Source organism: Pseudomonas sp. SAR267, assembly GCF_052077595.1.
Lineage (GTDB): Bacteria > Pseudomonadota > Gammaproteobacteria > Pseudomonadales > Pseudomonadaceae > Aquipseudomonas > Aquipseudomonas vlassakiae.
In genome coordinates this window covers 971,363-989,174 of the sequence record NZ_JBQIHU010000001.1, presented here as the reverse complement: position 1 = coordinate 989,174, position 17,812 = coordinate 971,363, and the positions used below count along the sequence as shown (strand labels likewise).

The window sequence follows — 17,812 nt, the reverse complement described above, 5'->3', positions numbered from 1 at the left end:
CTCGGGCATGCGAGGGGTGCATGGCCCGGGCCAACGCCGTTCTACCGGATGAACTGTGCTCGTGACGCTTTGAAAACAGCTTCCAACGGACATTGTTGCCTTGAAAAGGCGGGGTGATTCTACGGCAAAAAAAGCCCGAAGGTAAGGCAGCGATCACGACTTTAACGGGTGACCCTGGTTAGACAAAGGGCTAACATGACCCCGTATTCCACCGCCAAGCCGTTGTTTTCAATGTCCAACCAGTCCATCAAGACCCCGTGTGTCGGCCTCTGTTCCACTGTCTACGGAGACACGGTTTGCCGTGGCTGCAAGCGTTTCCACCATGAAGTGATCAACTGGAACGGCTACGACGACGAACAGAAGCGCGCCGTCTGGCTGCGCCTGGAGCAACTGCTGGTGCAGGTGATGATGGCCAAGCTGGAAGTGTTCGACAAAGGCCTGCTGCGCCAGCAGCTGCAGCAGCGCTCGATCCGCTTCGTCGAGCAACAGTCCGAATACTGCTGGGCCTATCAGCTGATCGCCCGCGGGGCGCGGATGATCCGCGAGCTGGAGGCATACGGGATGGTGCTGCTGCCGGAGTTTCGCGACTGGGAGCTGCCACAGCTGCGCGATGCAATCGACCGTGAATTCTTCCTGTTGTCCGAGGCGCATTACCAACGCTACATCGCGCCTGCCTTTCTCAGGGATACGCTGGGGTAACGGCTTCTCGCTGCATGCCGTGAGTGCCTGCCCCTAGCCTGACGCTCCACGTTCAGGCAAGAGGACCGAGCATGTCCCTGTACTACGCATTCGAGCCCGCGCACTCTTTCATCGGCAGGTTTTACTGGCAACTCGACGACCAGCACATCTCGCCGGCCGAATGGCCAACAGCCGTTTCCAGGGTCAAGCCCATCTGGGTTCGATTCGAAAGCGGGGATGGCGAAGATGGTTACCTTCGCACCGAGAGCCGTGCCGGCTCGCTCGAGCCCTGGTCGGAGCGCCCGGCCAGGCATGCGGTAGCGATTCATCAGTTGTTCTGGTTCGGTGCCTACCAGGACGCGGGCAAGCGCTACTATCAGCTGCGCCCGTTGCAAAACGACCGCGACCTGCGCGCCAACCCGGCTTTGCTGCCGTGGGTCCTGGAGGCAGACCCGGTCGGCTATTTGGGGATGTACGCCACCTGGAGCGACCCTCCAGAGTGGGTCAAGTACACGGGGGGCGGCCTGTGGCAGTTCGAAGGCCTGGATCCCCGGGCACTGAAAGTCGGCGGGCGTTTCGCCAACCTGCGCATGCTCGACAGCGCTGGCAATCGGGTCACCCGAAGGTTCCAGGCCAAGCGCCCTTACCTGTCCTCGGGGGCCGTGGGCGGGGGCAGGGTCACGGTAGAGGTGCGCCGCTACCCCTGGTCGCCCTGAGTCAGTCGCCGCAGTATTCGCAGCCGCTGGTGCAGGTTTCGTGGATGCGCACTTTGGACAGCTCTGGCATCAGCGGTTTGACTTGCTCCCAGATCCACTTGGCGATCACTTCGCTGGTCGGGTTTTCGAGGCCTGGGATGTCGTTCAGGTAGTTGTGGTCCAACTGCTCGTAGATCGGCTTGAAGATCGCCTTGACCTCGGCGAAGTCACGAATCCAGCCGGTGTGCGGGTCGAGCGGGCCGGTCAGGTGCAGGCCGACCTTGAACGAGTGGCCGTGCAGGCGGCCGCATTTGTGCCCTTCAGGAACGTGGGGCAGGCGGTGGGCTGACTCGAATGTAAATTCCTTGAAGATTTCCACGCTGTCATAACTCTATGTGAATCAATAATGCGCGCAGTCTACCAGCATGGCCGCTACAAGGCTTGCAGGCGTTCGTGCAACCGCCCGGTGGCGATCAGCTCCAGCAACTCATCACCCAGTCGCTGGCTTTCGGCGATCGCTTTGTACCAATAACGCTTGCGACCGGGCGCATCGCCCATGAAACGCTTGAAGTCGTTGCGATCTGGCAACTTGCCGAAGGGCAGGGCGGCCAGGTACTGCGGGGACGGCGTCATCAGCAGCACGTTCTGCAGACGCGTGGGGTCCCCTTTGCGCCAAGGCAGCGCCTTGTCGAACCAGCCGGGCACGACCTTGTCGGTAAAGTGCGGGTAGAGCACCAGGTCGCTACCGCGGTAGGGCAGGTCGAGGTGGTAGTCGAGCAGGCCGCCATCGCGGTAGGTGCCGGCACCAGCACCGGGAATGTCGCGCACGCCTTCCATCACCATCGGTATCGAGCCCGAGGCGAGCAGGGCCTGGCGCAGGTTGCAAAGGTCCAGCGGCAGGCAGCGCGAGGGAAAGTCGGTGAGAGCGTCGAGCGGCGGTGCGCTGCGCGCATCGTGCAGAATGACCCGTTCGAAGTGCCGGGCCAGGCGCGCACGCCCCAGCAGGTTGCTGGCGACCACCGAACCCAGGCCCATGCCGAGGCGGCCGCGGTGGTCGTGAGCGAGCTGGCCGTGGCTTTTTACCACCAGGATGTTCAGGCGGTAGTGCGGGTTGGCGAGGATCTGCCCGTCACGTCCCTGCAGCAGGTCGTCGAGCATGCGCTGGCAACTGCGGCTGATCTCGGCGGGGGTGACGCCTTTGGCAAAGTCCTGCTCGGTATAAAGCTCGCCCAGGCGGCGGATGCCGGCGACCGGGTCGTCGAGGCATGCGCTGGCGAAGCGCCAGGAGCCGATCGAGGCGCCGATCAGCGCGCGCTGTCGGGGTGCCGAGGGCAGCCATTCACCGAACAGTGCCAGGTCCAGACCCTGGATGCCCAGGGGCTTTGGGCCACCTGCCGCGCCTGGCAGCACACCGACATCGCTTGCCTGCAGTCCCTTTTCCCGAATCTGGCGTATAGCGCGCTGGCCAGCCTTGAAAGTGAGTGCAGGGTATTTGATGTGAATGGCGCTCATGACGGATCTCGCAGGTAACAAGGCGGTCATTATAGGGGCTTGAGACCGTTTCAGCTGCGCTATCATGGCGCCAGCTGTTTTCAGGTTGAATTAAGGACCGCTGGTTAGTCTTAGCCCCGTAGACAACTTGAACCTCGCTCAGGAGAGCCCCCATGAAAACTTTGACTGCCCTGTTCACCGCCGCCGCACTTGCCTTGGGCGCCAATGCCGCCTTCGCTCAGGACGTCCAGCCTGACAAAGTGGTCGAGCTGGTCAATGCCAAGACCATCAAGTCGCTGGACGAGCTCAAGGCCGCTGCCGTGGCCAAGCACCCAGGCGCCACCGTTACCGACTCGGAGCTGGAAAACGAATACGGTCGTTACATCTACAAGGTCGAATTGCGTGATTCGCAGAACGTCGAGTGGGATGTCGACCTGGATGCCAAGACCGGTGAAGTGCTGAAGGACGAGCAGGACCACTGATGATCCACTTACCCCGGCCGGCGCGATACCTGGCGTTGTCCTTGCTGGCCGTGTGCTCCTTGGCCGTTGCCCGCGACCTGGACCAGGACGAAGCCCTGAAGCTACGGCAGAAGGGCATCATCCTGCCGCTCGAGCAATTGCTGGATACTGCCCTGGGGCGTTACCCCGGGGCTCGCCTGCTGGAGGCAGAGCTGGAAGAAGACGACGGCCGTTACGAATATGAAGTCGAGCTGCTGACCAGGGACGGCGTAGTGCGCGAGGTCAAGCTCGATGCCAGCAGCGGCGCGCTGCTCAAAGATGAGGAAGACGACTGACATGCGCTTGCTGCTTGTCGAAGACAACGTGCCCCTGGCCGACGAACTGACCACCAGCCTGCAACGCCAGGGCTACGCCGTGGACTGGCTGGCCGATGGCCGCGACGCGGTGTACCAGGGCCAGAGCGAACCCTATGATCTGATCATCCTCGACCTCGGCTTGCCGGGCTTGCCGGGCCTGGAGGTGCTGGCGCAATGGCGTGCCGGCGGCCTCGCCACGCCGGTGCTGATCCTCACGGCGCGCGGGTCGTGGGCGGAACGCATCGAAGGTTTGAAGACCGGGGCGGACGACTACCTCAGCAAGCCCTTTCACCCCGAGGAACTGCAGTTGCGCATTCAGGCCCTGCTGCGCCGTGCCCGCGGCCTGGCCAACCAGCCAACACTGGAAGCTGCAGGCCTGCAGCTGGATGAAAGCCGCCAGTGCGTGAGCCGCGATGGCGTCGACATCCAGCTCACCGCTGCGGAGTTTCGCCTGTTGCGCTACTTCATGCTGCACCCCCAGCAGATCCTGTCCAAGAGCCACCTGGCCGAGCACCTTTACGACGGCGAGACCGAGCGCGATTCCAATGTGCTGGAAGTACACGTCAACCACCTGCGGCGCAAGCTGGGTCGCAGCGTCATCGAGACACGTCGCGGGCAAGGCTACATTTATGCCGGGAGCACCGGGTGAAGTCCATCCAGGCGCGCCTGAGCCTGGGCCTGGTCGCCGTGCTGGTGCTGGTCGGGCTGGTACTGGCGCAATTGACCCTGTGGCTGTTCGAGGCAGGCTTGCAGCGCTACCTGGAAAACGGCCTGCGCAAGGAAAGCGAGAACCTGCTGGTGGCATTGGTACGCGGGCCGAATGGCCTGCAGCTGGATGAGCGGCGCATTTCCGCTGCCTATCAGCGGCCTTTTTCGGGGTACTACTTCCGTATCGATCTAGACCAGGGCACGTGGCGTTCGCGCTCGCTGTGGGACCTGGACATGCCCAAGCCGGCCACGCCGGGGTTGTCCGATAGCCACGAGCTGGGCCCGGAAGGCCAGCAGCTGTTGGCCTTGCGCGCCGATTACCGGCGCCTGGGCCAGGACATCTCGATCAGCGTGGCACAGGACTACTCGCCGGTTCGCGACGGTTTCCGCCGCTTGCAGCAGATCGGCCTGGGGATGGGGCTGGTGGCATTGCTGATCGTGCTGGTGCTGCAGCGCATCACCGTCACCCGCTCGTTGCGCCCGCTGGAGCGCGCGCGCCAGCAGATCGCCCAGCTGCAGCAAGGCCAACGCTCGCTACTCGATGCCGAGGTGCCCAGCGAGCTGGCGCCGCTGGTGGACCAGATCAACCACTTGCTCAGCCATACCGAAGACAGCCTGCGCCGCTCGCGCAATGCCCTGGGCAACCTCGGCCATGCACTGAAGACGCCGCTGGCGGTGCTGCTCAGCCTGGCGTCCAGTGAGCGCTTGCAGGGCCTGCCTGAGGTGCAGGCGCAATTGCGTGAACAGTTGGAGCAGATCCAGCAGCGCCTGGCCCGTGAGCTGAACCGGGCACGGCTGGCCGGCGATGCCTTGCCTGGGGCGCAGTTCGACTGTGATGCCGAACTGCCTGGCTTGCTCTCGACCTTGGCCATGATCCATGGCGAGGGCTTGCTGCTCGAGCACGATGTCCCACCGGGCCTGCTGCTGCCGTGGGATCGTGAAGACGTGCTGGAACTCCTCGGCAACCTGCTGGACAACGCCTGCAAATGGGCCGACAGCGAAGTGCGGCTGGGGATCGCGCCGACAGCCGGGGGCTATCGGCTATGGGTCGATGACGATGGCCCCGGGATTCCGCAAAACCAGCGCCTGCAGGTGCTGGAGCGTGGTTCGCGGCTGGATGAACAGGTCGATGGGCATGGGCTGGGGCTCGGCATCGTGCGCGACATCGTCGAGGCTTGGGGCGGGCGTCTGGCGTTGTTGGATAGCCCCTTGGGCGGGCTGCGGGTGAGCATCGAGTTGCCGCGCAAGGCGCGCTAGTGCCAGGGCACACCTGGTGCCCCCAGTGCCCAGTTCAGCACTGCAAAAAAATTGCAGTACAGGCGCATTTTTTTGAATTAGCCCCGTCTGCCTCCAACCGGCACAATTCCTTCGTTTTCAATCAGAAAAACTTCAGATCCCGATTACTTAAATGTCTGCCATGCGTTCTGAAAGTCGTCTTCAGCGGCTACTGCCAGCCCCCCTGAACATCCCTCCCAAACAAGGCGTGCGTGCCGCTATCGGTGCGTTGCTCGGCCTGTCACTCGCCGGCTGGCTGACCAGCCTTGCCTATGGGCCGGGCATTGCCCTGCACCTGCTCGGCCCGTTGGCGGCCTCGGCCGTGCTGGTGTTCGCCGTGCATTCCGGGCCCTTGGCGCAGCCGTGGCCAGTGCTCGGCAGCTATGCCTTGGCCGGTGCCGTCGGCCTGGCCCTGCGCCAGGGGTTTGGCCCAGAGCTCTGGGTAGCGGCCGTTGCCTTGGGGCTTTCGATTCTGGTGATGTGCCTGCTGCGTTGCCTGCACCCACCGGGTGGTGGGGTGGCAGTGAGTGCGGTCCTGGCCGACCCGGGCTTGACGGCCATGGGCGATCACCTGCTTGAACCGGTACTGCTCAACGCGCTGATCCTGGTGGCCGTGGCCGTGATCTACAACCGGCTCACCGGTGTGCAGTACCCGAAAGCCGGGGCGCCGCGCAAGGACGTGCACCACACCCACGACCCGCTGCCCAGCGAGCGCGTGGGCATCAGTGGCGCTGACCTGGACCAGGCCCTTGAAGAGTTGGGTGAGTTTGTCGATGTCACCCGCGGCGAACTGGAGCGCATCATTCTTGCCACGGAACAGCATGCGCTGCAGCGTAGCCTGGGCGGCATCACTGCCGGCGCGGTAATGTCCCGCGACGTGCAGTTCGCTACGCCGGACACCCCCTTGGAGCAGGCCTGGAAAATGCTCGCTGACCACCACCTGAAAACCTTGCCGGTGCTGCAGCAGGGCAAGCTGGTGGGCATTGTCAGCCTCAGTGACCTGGCGGGCGCGGCCATGCAGCGTGGCCAATTCAGCTGGCGTGGCCTGTTCGGTCGCCAGACAGTGCGCATGGCGCAGGTGATGAGCCGGCGGGTAGTCAGCGTCAGCAGCCAGCACCCGCTGGAGCGCCTGTTGCCGCTGCTGTGCGAGCAGGGTTTGCACTGCCTGCCGGTACTCGACGGCGAGCAATTGGTTGGCGTGGTCACCCAGACCGACCTGATCGCCGGCCTCAAGCGCCAGTTGCTCAGTGCGGCCGGCGATTCCTCAGACAGCCGGGTCCCAGCGTTGTGACCAATCGCTGGCGCCGGCTGCCACCTGCCGGCGCAGCATCGCGAAGGCCTGCTGCAAGGCTTCGCTGTCGCGCTTGCGCGAGTAGACCAGGTAGGTCGGGTAGGTAAATTCCGGCGCCTGTGGCACCCGCTCGAACACACCACTCTCCAGGTAGGCCTGGACCACGCGGGTACGGAAGTAGCCGCTGCCACCTTGCTCCAGGATGAACTGCAGGGCCAGCGGCCCGAGGTTGAAACTCAGCGCCGGGCGTGCGCAGTCGGGCAGGGCGGCGTCATGTTGGCGGCGGAAGGCTTCGCCCCAGTCAATGTAGATATAGGGCTCAGGTTGCGCGACCCGTCGCACGCGGATCAGCTTTTCTTCCATCAGTTGCTCCACCTGCAGCCCCGGGCCGTAGGTCGGCTGGTAGACCAGCGCGGCGTCGAGCAGGCCCATCTCCACCTTGTGCAGCAACGACTCGCCATCGCTCACCTCGCTGCGGATGGCATGGCTGGGCAGCTCGCGGTACAAGGCGCCGACCCAGTCGAGCAGCATCGGGTTGCCCAGGCTCACCTCCGCGCCCACATGCAGCACCTGCCGGCAGCCTGCGGGCAGCGGCAGGTCGCGGCGTGCCGCTTCCCAGGTCTGCACCAGCTGGTTGGCATAGCTGACGAAGGCTTCGCCGTCACTGGTCAGGCTGGCGCCATTGCGGCTGCGCACAAAGAGCTGGCAGCCCAGTTGCTGCTCCAGGCGCTGCACACGGGCGGTGATCGCGGTCTGCGAAACGAAGAGGCGTTCGGCAGCGGCGACCAGGCTGCCGCAACGCACGATTTCCAGGAAGGTCCGGGCCTGATCGATGTCCATGAGCTGCTCTGTGGCGGGAAGGGCGGCCTATTCTAGAGGCTTTGCACCGTTGTGGGGCATTTCTGTCAGGTCTGCAAATTTGCAGGTCCGTTGTGACTTTAGTCCCATGGCGGCCCCGGTGTGGCAGGCCATACTCACTATCCGCCCTTCAATAACAACAAGTACCGGGTTTTCATCGACATGACCTACCAGCACAGCTACGCCCAATCCATTGCCGACCCTGCGGCCTTCTGGGCCGAGCAGGCCAAAGCCCTGGCCTGGTATCGGCAACCCTCGCAGACCTTGCAGAACAACCCCGACGGTACCCACCGCTGGTTCGCCGACGGTCGCCTGAACAGCTGTTACCTGGCCCTGGACCGGCAGATCGAACTGGGCCGGGGTGAGCAGCTGGCGTTGATCTACGACTCTCCCGTGACCGGTGTGCAACAGACCTTCACCTACCATCAGTTGCGCGACGAAGTGGCGCGCCTGGCCGGCCTGCTGCGGCAGTTGGGCGTGGGCCAGGGCGACGGGGTGATCATCTACATGCCGATGGTGCCGCAGGCGGCCATGGCCATGCTCGCCTGTGCGCGAATCGGCGCGGTGCATTCGGTGGTGTTCGGTGGCTTTGCCGCCAACGAGTTGGCGCTGCGTATCGATGATGCCCGGCCCACGCTGGTGCTCACCGCGTCCTGTGGGCTGGAGTTCGACCGGGTGATCGAATACAAGCCGCTGGTCGACCGCGCCCTGCAGCTGGCCCGCCATCAGCCTCGCAAGGTGCTGGTGCTGCAACGGCCCCAGGCCCGTGCGCAGTTGCTGGCAGGCCGTGACCTGGACTGGCAGCAGGCCTTGGCCGGTGCCGAGCCGGTGGCGCCCGTCGAGCTGGAGGCCGGCGCCCCGCTGTACATCATGTACACCTCCGGTACAACCGGCAAACCCAAGGGCATCGTCCGCGAAAATGGTGGCAACGCGGTCGCGCTTTGCTATGCGATGCGTCATATCTACGGCATGCAGGCCGGGGATGTATGGTGGGGCATTTCCGATGTCGGCTGGGTGGTTGGCCATTCGCTGATCGTCTACGGGCCACTGATGAGCGGTTGCACCACGATGTTCTACGAGGGCAAGCCGATCCGCACGCCGGACGCCTCGGCGTATTGGCGGGTGGTCGAGCAGTACCAGGTCAATGCCTTGTTCTGCGCGCCGACGGCCATGCGGGCGATCCGCAAGGAAGACCCGGAAGGCGAGCTGATCCGCAAGCATGACCTGAGCTCGTTGCGCCAGCTGTTCCTGGCCGGGGAAAAACTCGATTCCAGTACGCACCAGTGGCTGGAGCAGGTCACCGGCAAACCGGTGCACGACCACTGGTGGCAAACCGAGACTGGCTGGCCGGTCACCGCGCCTTGCGTGGGGCTGGAAGGCAGTGCGGCGCGGCCGGGTTCGAGCAACCGTGCGGTGCCGGGTTATCACGTGCGCGTGCTGGATGACGACGGGCACCTGCTGGGGCCGGACCAACAAGGCTCCATCGTCATTGCCCTGCCGCTGCCGCCCGGGTGCAGCCAGACCTTGTGGGGCGACCATGAACGTTACCTGCAAGCCTACCTGCAGACCTACCCTGGCTATTACCACACGGGTGACGGCGGTTACCTCGACGAGGAGGGCTTCGTCTACATCATGGGCCGCACCGACGACGTGATAAACGTCTCCGGGCATCGGCTGTCCACCGGGGAGATGGAGGACCTGGTCGCCCGTCACCCGGCGGTGGCCGAGTGTGCGGTGATCGGTGTGCATGACGAGATCAAGGGCCAGGTGCCGCTGGCGCTGGTGGTGCTCAAGGATGGCGAGGGCATAGCCGAAGCGCAGTTGCTGGTGGAATTGGTCGGCAGGGTGCGTGAGGAAATCGGCGCGCTGGCGTGTTTCAACCGGGTGCGCCTGGTCAAGCGTTTGCCCAAGACCCGTTCGGGGAAAATCCTGCGGGCGGTACTGCGCAAGATTGCCGATGGGCAGGCTTACGTACCGCCTTCGACCCTGGATGACGCGGCGGTGCTGGGGGAGATCGAGGCGGTGCTGGCGGATCTGCCCAGGGCAGGTTGATCTGGGGCCGCTTTGCGGCCCTTTCGCGACACAAGACCGCTCCTACAGGATCGCGCGGTACTTGTAGGAGCGGCCTTGCGTCGCGAAAGGGCTGCGCAGCAGCCCCAATATCACGCAGGTCCTGCTTGATGCAATTGCCCCAACCGACTGCGGGTGCGCATCAGGTCGGCCAGCGGCCCGCCGAGGCTTTGTTCCAGTGGCCGGCGCCCGATCACGGTCACCTGCCGATCCTGGTCATAAAGCACGTCCACCAGGTTGACGAAGCGCTGCTGCGCCGCCAGCGAACACGCCGACAGATCATCCAGCCCATCGATGATCCACTCGTCGTACTGTGCGGCCAGCACCAGGTAGTCGATCACCGCTGTGGCCTTCTCGCACAGGTCCTCGAAGGCCAGCATCACGCGTCGGCCATCGATGGCCAAGGCGCGCAGCGGGCGCTTGTTCACTTCCAGCACCACGGGTTGCTCAGCGGGTAGGTCAAGCGCCCGGCGCTGCGCCGCATCGCCCGGCCACACATAGTGCCCTTTGGTAAAGCGCTGCTGCTCGCGGTTGGCCGGCAGGCTGCGAAAGTCCGTGTCGCCGCCCACTTCAAGCACGTCCATCGAATCGTTGATCAGGCGGATCACCGGCAGGAAGCGTTCGTGGTACAGCGGGTTGGGCAGCAGCCCTTCAGGCGCGTAGTTGGAGGTCACCAACAGGAAGACACCGCGGGTGAACAAGGCGTTGAACAGTCGGGTGAGCAGCATGGCATCGCCGATGTCATGCACGTGAAACTCATCGAAGCACAGCACCTGGCAGCCGCCCAGTAGTTCGTCCAGGGTGGCGCCCAACGCATCGTCCAGCAGGCGGTGCTGGTGCATGCCTTGGTGCAGGCGGGCAAAAAAGTCGTGGAAGTGCAGGCGCCGCTTGGCCGCTACCGGTACCGCCTGGAAGAAACCATCGAGCAGCCAGCTCTTGCCACGGCCGACCGAGCCGTACAGATAGAGGCTGCGAGGCTGGCCTCCCTCCAGCAGACGCGCGAGTTGCGCGGCCATGCTGTCGATGACCCGGCGCTGACCATCGCTGAGCTGATAGCCGCGGCTGGCGGCCTTGTCTTCGAACCAACTGAGCAATTCGCTCTGTTGAGGCGCGGCAGGGCGCAGGCGCTGGCCGAGCTGGCGCAGCGGTGCAGGGATCCAGGCGGGCAAGGTGAAGCCTCCTTGGGCAAATGCGGGCTGCGCGCAGCTTGCCCGAGGCGAGCGGTTTTGACCAATACAAAAAGTGCCAGGCATCTATCGCCTGGCACGATGTGTTCAGGCCTTGCGCTCCAGCTGGCGCTCGATCATGTATTTCACGGTCAACCGGCGCTCCTTCAGGTGTAGCAGGTCTTCGTCGACGAAGTTGCCGGCCGAGATCGATTCGGCAGCCAGCACCTGGTTGTCGATATCCACATACTCGTCGAGCAGCCGGTCCAGGGTCTTGTCCTGCTGACGCCGCTGCTGGACGATTTCGCGGGGGTAGTGCAGGTCCTGGTAAAGGTCGTGGGAAACGGGCATGGGGGTCCTCCTTGGTCAATAGAATTCGCTTATCTGATTGGAAGGGAGGAATGCGATTGCGTTGAAGCGCAGCGGTATAAATACGACGAACGGTTGCCCGAGCGGTCCGCAGAATCGGCGCGTGAACACTAACTTGCTGTTTTAAGGCATTTTTTTTCACGAAGGGGGTTTACAGGCTGAATCTATGTGTTAAAGTGCCGCGCATTCCAAGACAACAACCCGGTTGTCACTCGATTGGAATTGTCAGGTCAGCGTCAGCTGCATCCGATACAGGGGCGTCGCCAAGCGGTAAGGCAGCAGGTTTTGATCCTGCCATGCGTTGGTTCGAATCCAGCCGCCCCTGCCATTTTTCTCTTCAGTTAGCAAATTTCCCAATCAGTGCAGACGACTGTCAGCGCTGGTTTTGTCGTTTCCGTTTCCTGCACCAGCCTCTTCGCGGGTAAACCCGCGAAGAGGCTGGTGCAGGAAAACGAATCTAACCGGTTGCGCGCAGCAGTTCATTCAACATCCTGGCCAGTTCATCGGCCTGCACCGGCTTCTGCATCACCAGGCTCCCCGGTAACTCCAGCCCTTGCAGTTCCGCATACCCGGTCAGGAACACCACCGGCAATTGCGGATAGCGGTCACGCGCCGCCATGGCCAGTTGCCCGCCGTTGAATTCGGGCATGGCAAAGTCGGTCAGTAGCAGGTCGATATCATCGTCCAGCAAGGCCAGCGCCTGCTCCCCGCTGTGCGCCTGGCGCACCTGGTAGCCATACTGGCGCAGCACGTCACCGAGCAGGTCGCGCACCAGGTGATCGTCATCCACCAGCAGCACCGTGCGGTCCCTGCCACTGTCGTCGATGGTCAGTGCAGCGATCGGCGCGACGGGATCGATGGCCACCTCTTGCTTCACTGCCGGCAAGTACACCGCCACCAGGGTGCCATGCCCAGGCTCGGTATCGATGCGCACACCGCCACCGGACTGCTTGGCGAAGCCGAACACCTGGGCCAGGCCCAGGCCAGAGCCCTTGCCGATATCCTTGGTGGTGAAGAACGGCTCGAACACCTTGGCCAGCACCTCTTCGCTCATGCCGCAGCCGGTGTCGCGAATGCTCAGCATCACGTATTCGCCGGGCTCCGGGTCTTCCGGGCGTTGCGGGCGGTTGCTGATGCGTGTGTTGCGGGTCGACAGGGTCAACTGGCCGCCTTCGGGCATGGCGTCGCGGGCGTTGATCGCCAGGTTGAGGATGATCATCTCGGTCTGGGTCGGGTCGGTCAGCGCCTGCCACAGGCTATGGTCCAGGTCCAGGCGCACGCGGATATTGCCGCCGAGGGTGCGGCGCAGCAGTTCTTCCAGGCCGGTAAGGGTGCGGTTCAGGTTCAGCGGCACCGGCTCCAGGCGCTGGCGACGGGAGAACGCGAGCAGTTGCGAGGTCAGCTTGGCGCCGCGGTCACCGGCTTCGCGGATATGCGTGAGGCGGCTGCGGGCCTTGGCCAGGTCCCCCTTGGCCAGGTCGCGCTCAAGGAAGCTGGCGCCGGTGAGGATGACCGTGAGCAGGTTGTTGAAGTCATGGGCGACCCCGGCGGTGAGCTGGCCGACGGCCTCCAGCCGCTGCATCTGCTGCAGTGCCGCCTCGATGCGTTCACGCTCGGCGATCTGTTCGCGCAGGCGGTTGTTGGCTTCGGCCAGGCCCAGGGCGGTTTCCCGCTCGCTGGTGATGTCCCGCGCCACCACGTAGAGCAGGGTATCTTCCGGTACCACGACCCAGGACAGCCAGCGCAACTGGCCGCCGGCGTGCTGGATGCGGCCGACGAAGCGCGCACTGGTGCGGCCATGGGCGAGGGCGGCCAGTTCGGTCAGCAGCGCTTCCTGATCCGCCTCAGGCAGCAGGTGCAGCAGCGAAGCCTGGCTCAGACGCTCGCGGGAAAAGCCCAGGCTGGCCTCCCAGGCCGGGTTGAGGGCCACCGGGGTCAGGTCCTTGTTGAGCACTGCGAGCAAGTCCTGGGACAGCTCCCAGGCGCGGTCGCGCTCACGGGTACGGCGCTCGACCCGTTCGCCGAGCATCTCGTTGAGCTGCTTGAGCGCAAGGGTCGCCTGGCGTTGGGTATGGATGTCCTGCAATACACCGGTAAACCGCGTGCACTGGCCATCGACGAACTGGCACTGGCCGCTGCTGAGCAGCCAGCGCGGTTCCAGGCCATGAGGTTGGGCAATGCGGAACTCGACCCGGTACAGGCCGTCGCTGTCCGGGCGCATGGCCTGATCGACGGCCTCGCGCACCTTGGCGAGGTCGTCGGGGTAGATGCCGGCGTAGAACACCTCAAGGCTCATCTCGGTCTCGGCTGGCAGGCCGAAGAGGGTCTTGCAGCGCACATCCCAAACCAGTTGGCCCTGTTGCGGCCGGAAGTCCCAGGTGCCCATGCCGGCGGCATCGATGGCAATGCGCGCGCGCGCCTCGACATCAGCCAGGGCTTCTTCGGCACGGCGCCGGCGCTGGCGTTCCTGCACTTCGGACAAGGCCCGGCGCACGGCCTTGGGCAACAACGGCAGGTTCTTCTTCAGCACATAATCGGTGGCGCCCAGGCGAATCATCTCGACCGCATGCTCTTCGCCATAGATGCCCGAGAGGAAGATGAACGGCGTGTCAGGGGCCAGGCGCTGGGCGATGGCCAGCACTTCGGTACCGGACGATCCCGGCAGCACGCAGTCGCACAGGATCAGGTCGAAACTGCCTTCAAGCAGGGCGTGCTCGACCCCGACATGGTCGAAAACCAGCCGCGATTGCACCTGTAATCCGCTGCGCTCCAGGCGCATCAGGGTCAGCTCGGCGTCCATCGAGCTGTCTTCGACCATCAGCAACTTGAGTGGTGTGGGCAACATCTCTGCGGGGGCCTCAGTGGCTGCCACGGCGGTTCAGGCGCAGCGAACCGGGAGGCGGTTCGTTGAGCACCGCCCAGAATACGCCAAGGTCGGAAATCGCCGCGACGAACTCCTTGAACTCCACGGGCTTGACCACATAGGCGTTGACCCCAAGTTCGTAGGCGCGCAGCAGGTCGGGCTCTTCCCGCGAGGAAGTCAGCATCACCGTGGGTATGCTGCGCAGCTCGGGCGTGGTACGCACTACCTTGAGCACTTCCAGGCCGTCGACTTTCGGCAGCTTGAGGTCCAGCAGCAGGACGGCCGGGTTGCCGTCGGCACGCTCGTGGTAAGTGTTGCGGCGTAACAGGTAGTCGAGGGCATCGGCGCCGTCGCGCAGGACGATCACTTCGTTGGCCAGCTGGCTGCGTTCCAGGGCCAGGAGCGTCAGCTCCAGGTCCCGGGGGTTGTCTTCGACCAGCAAGATTGGTTTGAGCATGGTGATACGGGTACCTCAGGTGGTTGCGGGGTGACGGGGCAGGGTGAAGTAGAAGCAGGCACCCTGGTCGAGATGGCCTTCGGCCCAGACTCGCCCGTCATGACGCTCGATGATCCGCCGCACGCTGGCAAGGCCGATCCCGGTGCCTTCGAAGTCTTCCATGCGGTGCAGGCGCTGGAACACTCCGAACAGCTTGTTGGCGTAGGCCATATCGAAGCCTACACCATTGTCGCGGATGTATATCTGCGTCTCGTCGTGGTTTTGCTCGGACCCGATGGTGATGTGGGCGGGTTCACGGCCACGGGTGTACTTGATGGCGTTGGCGATCAGGTTGTGCAAGGCCAGGTTGATGAACGCCGGGTCGGCAATGACCCTGGGCAGCGGCGCGATATCCCAGACGATTTCGCGGCCTGCATAGTCCGGGGCCAGGTCCTGGCGGATGGCGTCGACCAGCGCATTGAGGTCGACATCCGACAGGCGCAGGGCCGAGCGGCCCATCTGCGAGAAATGGAGCAGGTTGTCGACCAGGCTGCCGGCAAAGCGCGCGGCTTCATCGATATGCTGCAGAAAGCGTTTACCGCGCTCGCTCAGGCCCTGGCCCTCGATCTCGCCGAGCAGCTCGGTGTAGCCGGCGATGTGGCGCAACGGGGCGCGCAGGTCATGGGACACACTGTAGGAGAAGGCTTCGAGTTCCTTGTTCGAGCGGCGCAGCTCGTTGGCCAGTTGCGCCAGCTCCTCGGCTTTGCGCAGCACGATACCCAGCACTGCCGTGCGCAATTCGAGCACGCCTTCGATGACCAGCGGGTCCCAGGGGGCGCTGTAGCCGCTGATCTCTTCTCGCCAACGCTCGAAACTGTGCCGCGGGTTGAGCGTACCCTGGGCGTCGATCTGCTTGTCGGGGCGCCCGGCCCAGTCGACGGTACGCACCTGCTCGGGGCGGAACCATAGCAGGTAGTGCGAGTGGATCTGCGAGATGGCCACGGCCAGCACGCCGCCGGCATATGCGGCCAGTTCTGGCAGTTCATCGATGTCACGGCGCAGGTTGTCGCTGTGGAATACCGTTTCTTCGCCGCGCTGCTCCAGCCAGTGCACCAGGGCCGTGACCTGCGCCGCAGGCGGGGTCTGGCCGATCAGCTCACAGCGGTCGGCAGAGATGATCGCCGCGCCGCTGGCGCCTGCGAACGCCAGCAGCACCTCGGGCAAGTCGTACAGGCCATCGCTGACGCTGTCATGGTCGGCCATCGACGAGATCATGCGCACGATGTGCTGGCGCAGCTCGAGCAACTGGCGGGTCTTGGCGTGCGATTCGCGGCTCTCGATCTGCAGCGACAGCACGCTGGCCAGCAGTTCGCAGGCCGTGCGGGTACGGAACTCGACCGCGCGCGGCTGGGCGTGGTGGCAGGAGATCAGGCCCCAGAGCTGGCCATCGACCACGATCGACAATGACATCGAAGCCAGGGTGCCCATGTTGCGCATGTATTGCAGGTGCACCGGCGACACGCTGCGCAGGGCGGCGAAGCTCATGTCCAGAGGCTTGCCAGTGCGCGGGTTGTTCGCCGGCAAGAGGGGGGAGGCGTGGTAGTTGGCATCTTCGATCACGCGGATGCGATTGACCCGGTACAGGTCGCGGGCCTGGCGCGGGATGTCCGTCGCGGGGAAGCGCAGGCCAAGGTAACTCGGGTAACCGGCGTCGGCCAGTTCGGCGAGCACTTGGCCATTGCCCTCGGCATCGAAGCGGTAGGCCAGGACCCGGCCGAAGCCGGTGATGCGCTTCACTTGCATCACGCATTGCTGGAGCAGCTCTTCGAGGCTGTCGGCGTTGTGCAGGCTGCTGACGAACCCGCGCACCAGTGGGTAGTAGTCGCCCTGGTCGGTTACGTCCGCAGGCAGGCGAAAGGGTTCGAACTCGGCGATCAGTACCTGGTCATGGCGGTGGGTCAGCAGGCGCAGTTTGTCGCTGCACGGCGCGCCCTCGCGCAAGCGCACATCGCCGATGTGGAACGGGAACGCTTCGTCCTCAGGCAGGCGTTCGAGCTGGACGCGGAGGTCGAAGCGCTCGCTGACCAAGTCAGCGAAGGTACAGCCGATCAGCTCCCTGGCCGGTACACCCAACCAGCGCTCGATGTTCTCGCTGGCCTGGAGGATACGCAGGTCGTGCTCATCCAGTACCAGCAGAAAGCCGTGCGGCTGGATACTGCCGGGCACTTGGATCGGCTCTTCGGCGCAGCGCTCCACGGCGGCGTCGAGCGCTTTGTCTGCAGTCATTGGTGGAAACGCTCCTGTGAAGTTCTTCCATGCATGCCGCCGGCAACGGACGCTGGCGGTTGGCTAACGGCCACCCTAGCAGAATGCCGATCGCTTTTGTCGGCCCATGGCCATTGGAGGCATGGGATGGCCCGGGGTTCGCCGGGATTCGGAAATTTCTTGTCGGCCTGCTACCGCTTTGGCGTTAGCACAAAAGAATGGCACCCAGCCATCACGGTTCTGTCACCTGCTGCTACGCTCAGAATCACACGAGAAAAACAAGGAACATCCAGTGACGGAACGCTTTCTGGCCGCGCTGTTTGGCCTGTTGTTGAGCGGCAGTGCCGTAGCGGCGGACTTCCTGGTCGAGGTGCGGGTACTGGTGCAGCGCGGCTGCATGCTGATTACCCAGCAGCGTGATGCGGGCGCCCAGGCCCTGGGTCGGATCGACCTGGGTGCTGCCGCACGCCTGGACGGCCCGGATGCGCCACTGAGTGGCGTATTGCTCAGCCAGCGCCCGCCACGGCTCGAATGCAACCCTGACACAGCTTACCAAGTGCGGGTCGACGGTGGCCAGCATGGCGGCGTTGGCGAGCTGCGCTTTCTGGCCAGCGACGACACCAAGGCCAGACCGATCCCCTATCGGCTTTTCCGTGATGCCGCCTGGCGCGAGCCGGTGGTTGTCGGTGAAGCGCATGCCGCGCGTGTGCCTGATACCGGCTCGGTTGAGCTGCCGCTCTACGCCCGCATCGACAAGCTGGCCTGGGTGCCACGCGCCGGCCAGTACGCCGACCGGCTCAAAGTCACGGTCACCTGGTAGCGAGGCACCC

At 64.3% G+C, this 17,812-nt stretch carries 17 protein-coding genes and 1 tRNA gene; 10 read left to right on the top strand and 8 right to left on the bottom strand.

Annotated features, from left to right (window positions below; all coding sequences use genetic code 11):
* Nucleotides 1-231 precede the first annotated feature (231 nt).
* Nucleotides 232-699 carry a DUF1289 domain-containing protein gene (locus ACTORR_RS04975; protein ID WP_099815325.1) on the top strand — a complete coding sequence of 156 codons (468 nt, stop codon included), beginning with the start codon at nucleotides 232-234 and terminating at the stop codon, nucleotides 697-699.
* 71 nt (nucleotides 700-770) lie between these two features.
* On the top strand, nucleotides 771-1,394 hold the full coding sequence (locus ACTORR_RS04970; RefSeq protein WP_313364549.1) for a hypothetical protein: 624 nt from the start codon (nucleotides 771-773) through the stop codon (nucleotides 1,392-1,394).
* A 1-nt stretch (nucleotide 1,395) separates the two neighbouring features.
* On the opposite strand, the gene queD is transcribed toward ACTORR_RS04970, so the two are convergent.
* Nucleotides 1,396-1,752, bottom strand: a complete 357-nt coding sequence (gene queD, locus ACTORR_RS04965; RefSeq protein ID WP_099815324.1) for a 6-carboxytetrahydropterin synthase QueD — start codon at nucleotides 1,750-1,752, stop codon at nucleotides 1,396-1,398.
* A 53-nt stretch (nucleotides 1,753-1,805) separates the two neighbouring features.
* Nucleotides 1,806-2,885 (bottom strand): patatin-like phospholipase family protein, encoded by a 1,080-nt coding sequence (locus ACTORR_RS04960; RefSeq protein ID WP_313364548.1) that lies wholly within the window; start codon nucleotides 2,883-2,885, stop codon nucleotides 1,806-1,808.
* A gap of 152 nt (nucleotides 2,886-3,037) precedes the next feature.
* On the opposite strand from ACTORR_RS04960, the gene ACTORR_RS04955 reads away from it, so the two are divergent.
* From ACTORR_RS04955 to ACTORR_RS04935, 5 genes are all read left to right on the top strand, one after another.
* Nucleotides 3,038-3,346 (top strand): PepSY domain-containing protein, encoded by a 309-nt coding sequence (locus ACTORR_RS04955; protein ID WP_054883648.1) that lies wholly within the window; start codon nucleotides 3,038-3,040, stop codon nucleotides 3,344-3,346.
* Nucleotides 3,346-3,660 carry a PepSY domain-containing protein gene (locus tag ACTORR_RS04950; protein ID WP_054883649.1) on the top strand — a complete coding sequence of 105 codons (315 nt, stop codon included), beginning with the start codon at nucleotides 3,346-3,348 and terminating at the stop codon, nucleotides 3,658-3,660. Before ACTORR_RS04955 ends, ACTORR_RS04950 begins: the two co-directional genes overlap by 1 nt.
* Before the next feature lies 1 nt (nucleotide 3,661).
* Nucleotides 3,662-4,330: a response regulator transcription factor gene (locus tag ACTORR_RS04945; protein WP_054883650.1), complete on the top strand. Its 669-nt coding sequence runs from the start codon at nucleotides 3,662-3,664 to the stop codon at nucleotides 4,328-4,330.
* Nucleotides 4,327-5,646 (top strand): ATP-binding protein, encoded by a 1,320-nt coding sequence (locus ACTORR_RS04940; RefSeq protein ID WP_441343568.1) that lies wholly within the window; start codon nucleotides 4,327-4,329, stop codon nucleotides 5,644-5,646. Before ACTORR_RS04945 ends, ACTORR_RS04940 begins: the two co-directional genes overlap by 4 nt.
* Before the next feature lie 151 nt (nucleotides 5,647-5,797).
* Entirely contained in the window at nucleotides 5,798-6,955 is a 1,158-nt protein-coding gene (locus tag ACTORR_RS04935; protein ID WP_313364546.1) for an HPP family protein, read from the top strand.
* Here ACTORR_RS04935 and ACTORR_RS04930 read toward each other — a convergent pair.
* A complete protein-coding gene (locus tag ACTORR_RS04930; RefSeq protein ID WP_054883653.1) occupies nucleotides 6,929-7,795 on the bottom strand; it encodes a LysR family transcriptional regulator in 867 nt (288 codons plus the stop codon). The genes ACTORR_RS04935 and ACTORR_RS04930 overlap by 27 nt on opposite strands.
* Nucleotides 7,796-7,975: 180 nt before the next feature.
* Here ACTORR_RS04930 and ACTORR_RS04925 point away from each other — a divergent pair, with 180 nt between their 5' ends.
* Nucleotides 7,976-9,865, top strand: a complete 1,890-nt coding sequence (locus ACTORR_RS04925) for a propionyl-CoA synthetase (protein ID WP_313364552.1) — start codon at nucleotides 7,976-7,978, stop codon at nucleotides 9,863-9,865.
* A gap of 110 nt (nucleotides 9,866-9,975) precedes the next feature.
* On the opposite strand, the gene zapE is transcribed toward ACTORR_RS04925, so the two are convergent.
* The gene (gene zapE, locus ACTORR_RS04920) at nucleotides 9,976-11,052 is read right to left on the bottom strand and encodes a cell division protein ZapE (RefSeq protein ID WP_313364545.1); all 1,077 of its coding nucleotides are present in this window, start codon (nucleotides 11,050-11,052) and stop codon (nucleotides 9,976-9,978) included.
* A gap of 105 nt (nucleotides 11,053-11,157) precedes the next feature.
* Nucleotides 11,158-11,400 (bottom strand): hypothetical protein, encoded by a 243-nt coding sequence (locus tag ACTORR_RS04915; RefSeq protein WP_054883655.1) that lies wholly within the window; start codon nucleotides 11,398-11,400, stop codon nucleotides 11,158-11,160.
* Nucleotides 11,401-11,671: 271 nt separating this feature from the next.
* On the opposite strand from ACTORR_RS04915, the gene ACTORR_RS04910 reads away from it, so the two are divergent.
* Nucleotides 11,672-11,746, top strand: a tRNA-Gln gene (locus ACTORR_RS04910).
* Between the two features lie 129 nt (nucleotides 11,747-11,875).
* Here the strand turns inward: ACTORR_RS04910 and ACTORR_RS04905 are convergent.
* The 3 genes from ACTORR_RS04905 to ACTORR_RS04895 are packed head-to-tail and all read right to left on the bottom strand — an operon-like array spanning nucleotide 11,876 to nucleotide 17,003.
* A complete protein-coding gene (locus tag ACTORR_RS04905) occupies nucleotides 11,876-14,263 on the bottom strand; it encodes a response regulator (protein WP_441343567.1) in 2,388 nt (795 codons plus the stop codon).
* 13 nt (nucleotides 14,264-14,276) lie between these two features.
* The gene (locus ACTORR_RS04900) at nucleotides 14,277-14,738 is read right to left on the bottom strand and encodes a response regulator (protein ID WP_054886264.1); all 462 of its coding nucleotides are present in this window, start codon (nucleotides 14,736-14,738) and stop codon (nucleotides 14,277-14,279) included.
* A 15-nt stretch (nucleotides 14,739-14,753) separates the two neighbouring features.
* Entirely contained in the window at nucleotides 14,754-17,003 is a 2,250-nt protein-coding gene (locus tag ACTORR_RS04895; protein WP_313364543.1) for an ATP-binding protein, read from the bottom strand.
* Nucleotides 17,004-17,274: 271 nt separating this feature from the next.
* Between ACTORR_RS04895 and ACTORR_RS04890 the strand changes: the two genes are divergently transcribed.
* A complete protein-coding gene (locus ACTORR_RS04890; RefSeq protein WP_054886266.1) occupies nucleotides 17,275-17,802 on the top strand; it encodes a Csu type fimbrial protein in 528 nt (175 codons plus the stop codon).
* The last annotated feature ends 10 nt before the right edge of the window (nucleotides 17,803-17,812 follow it).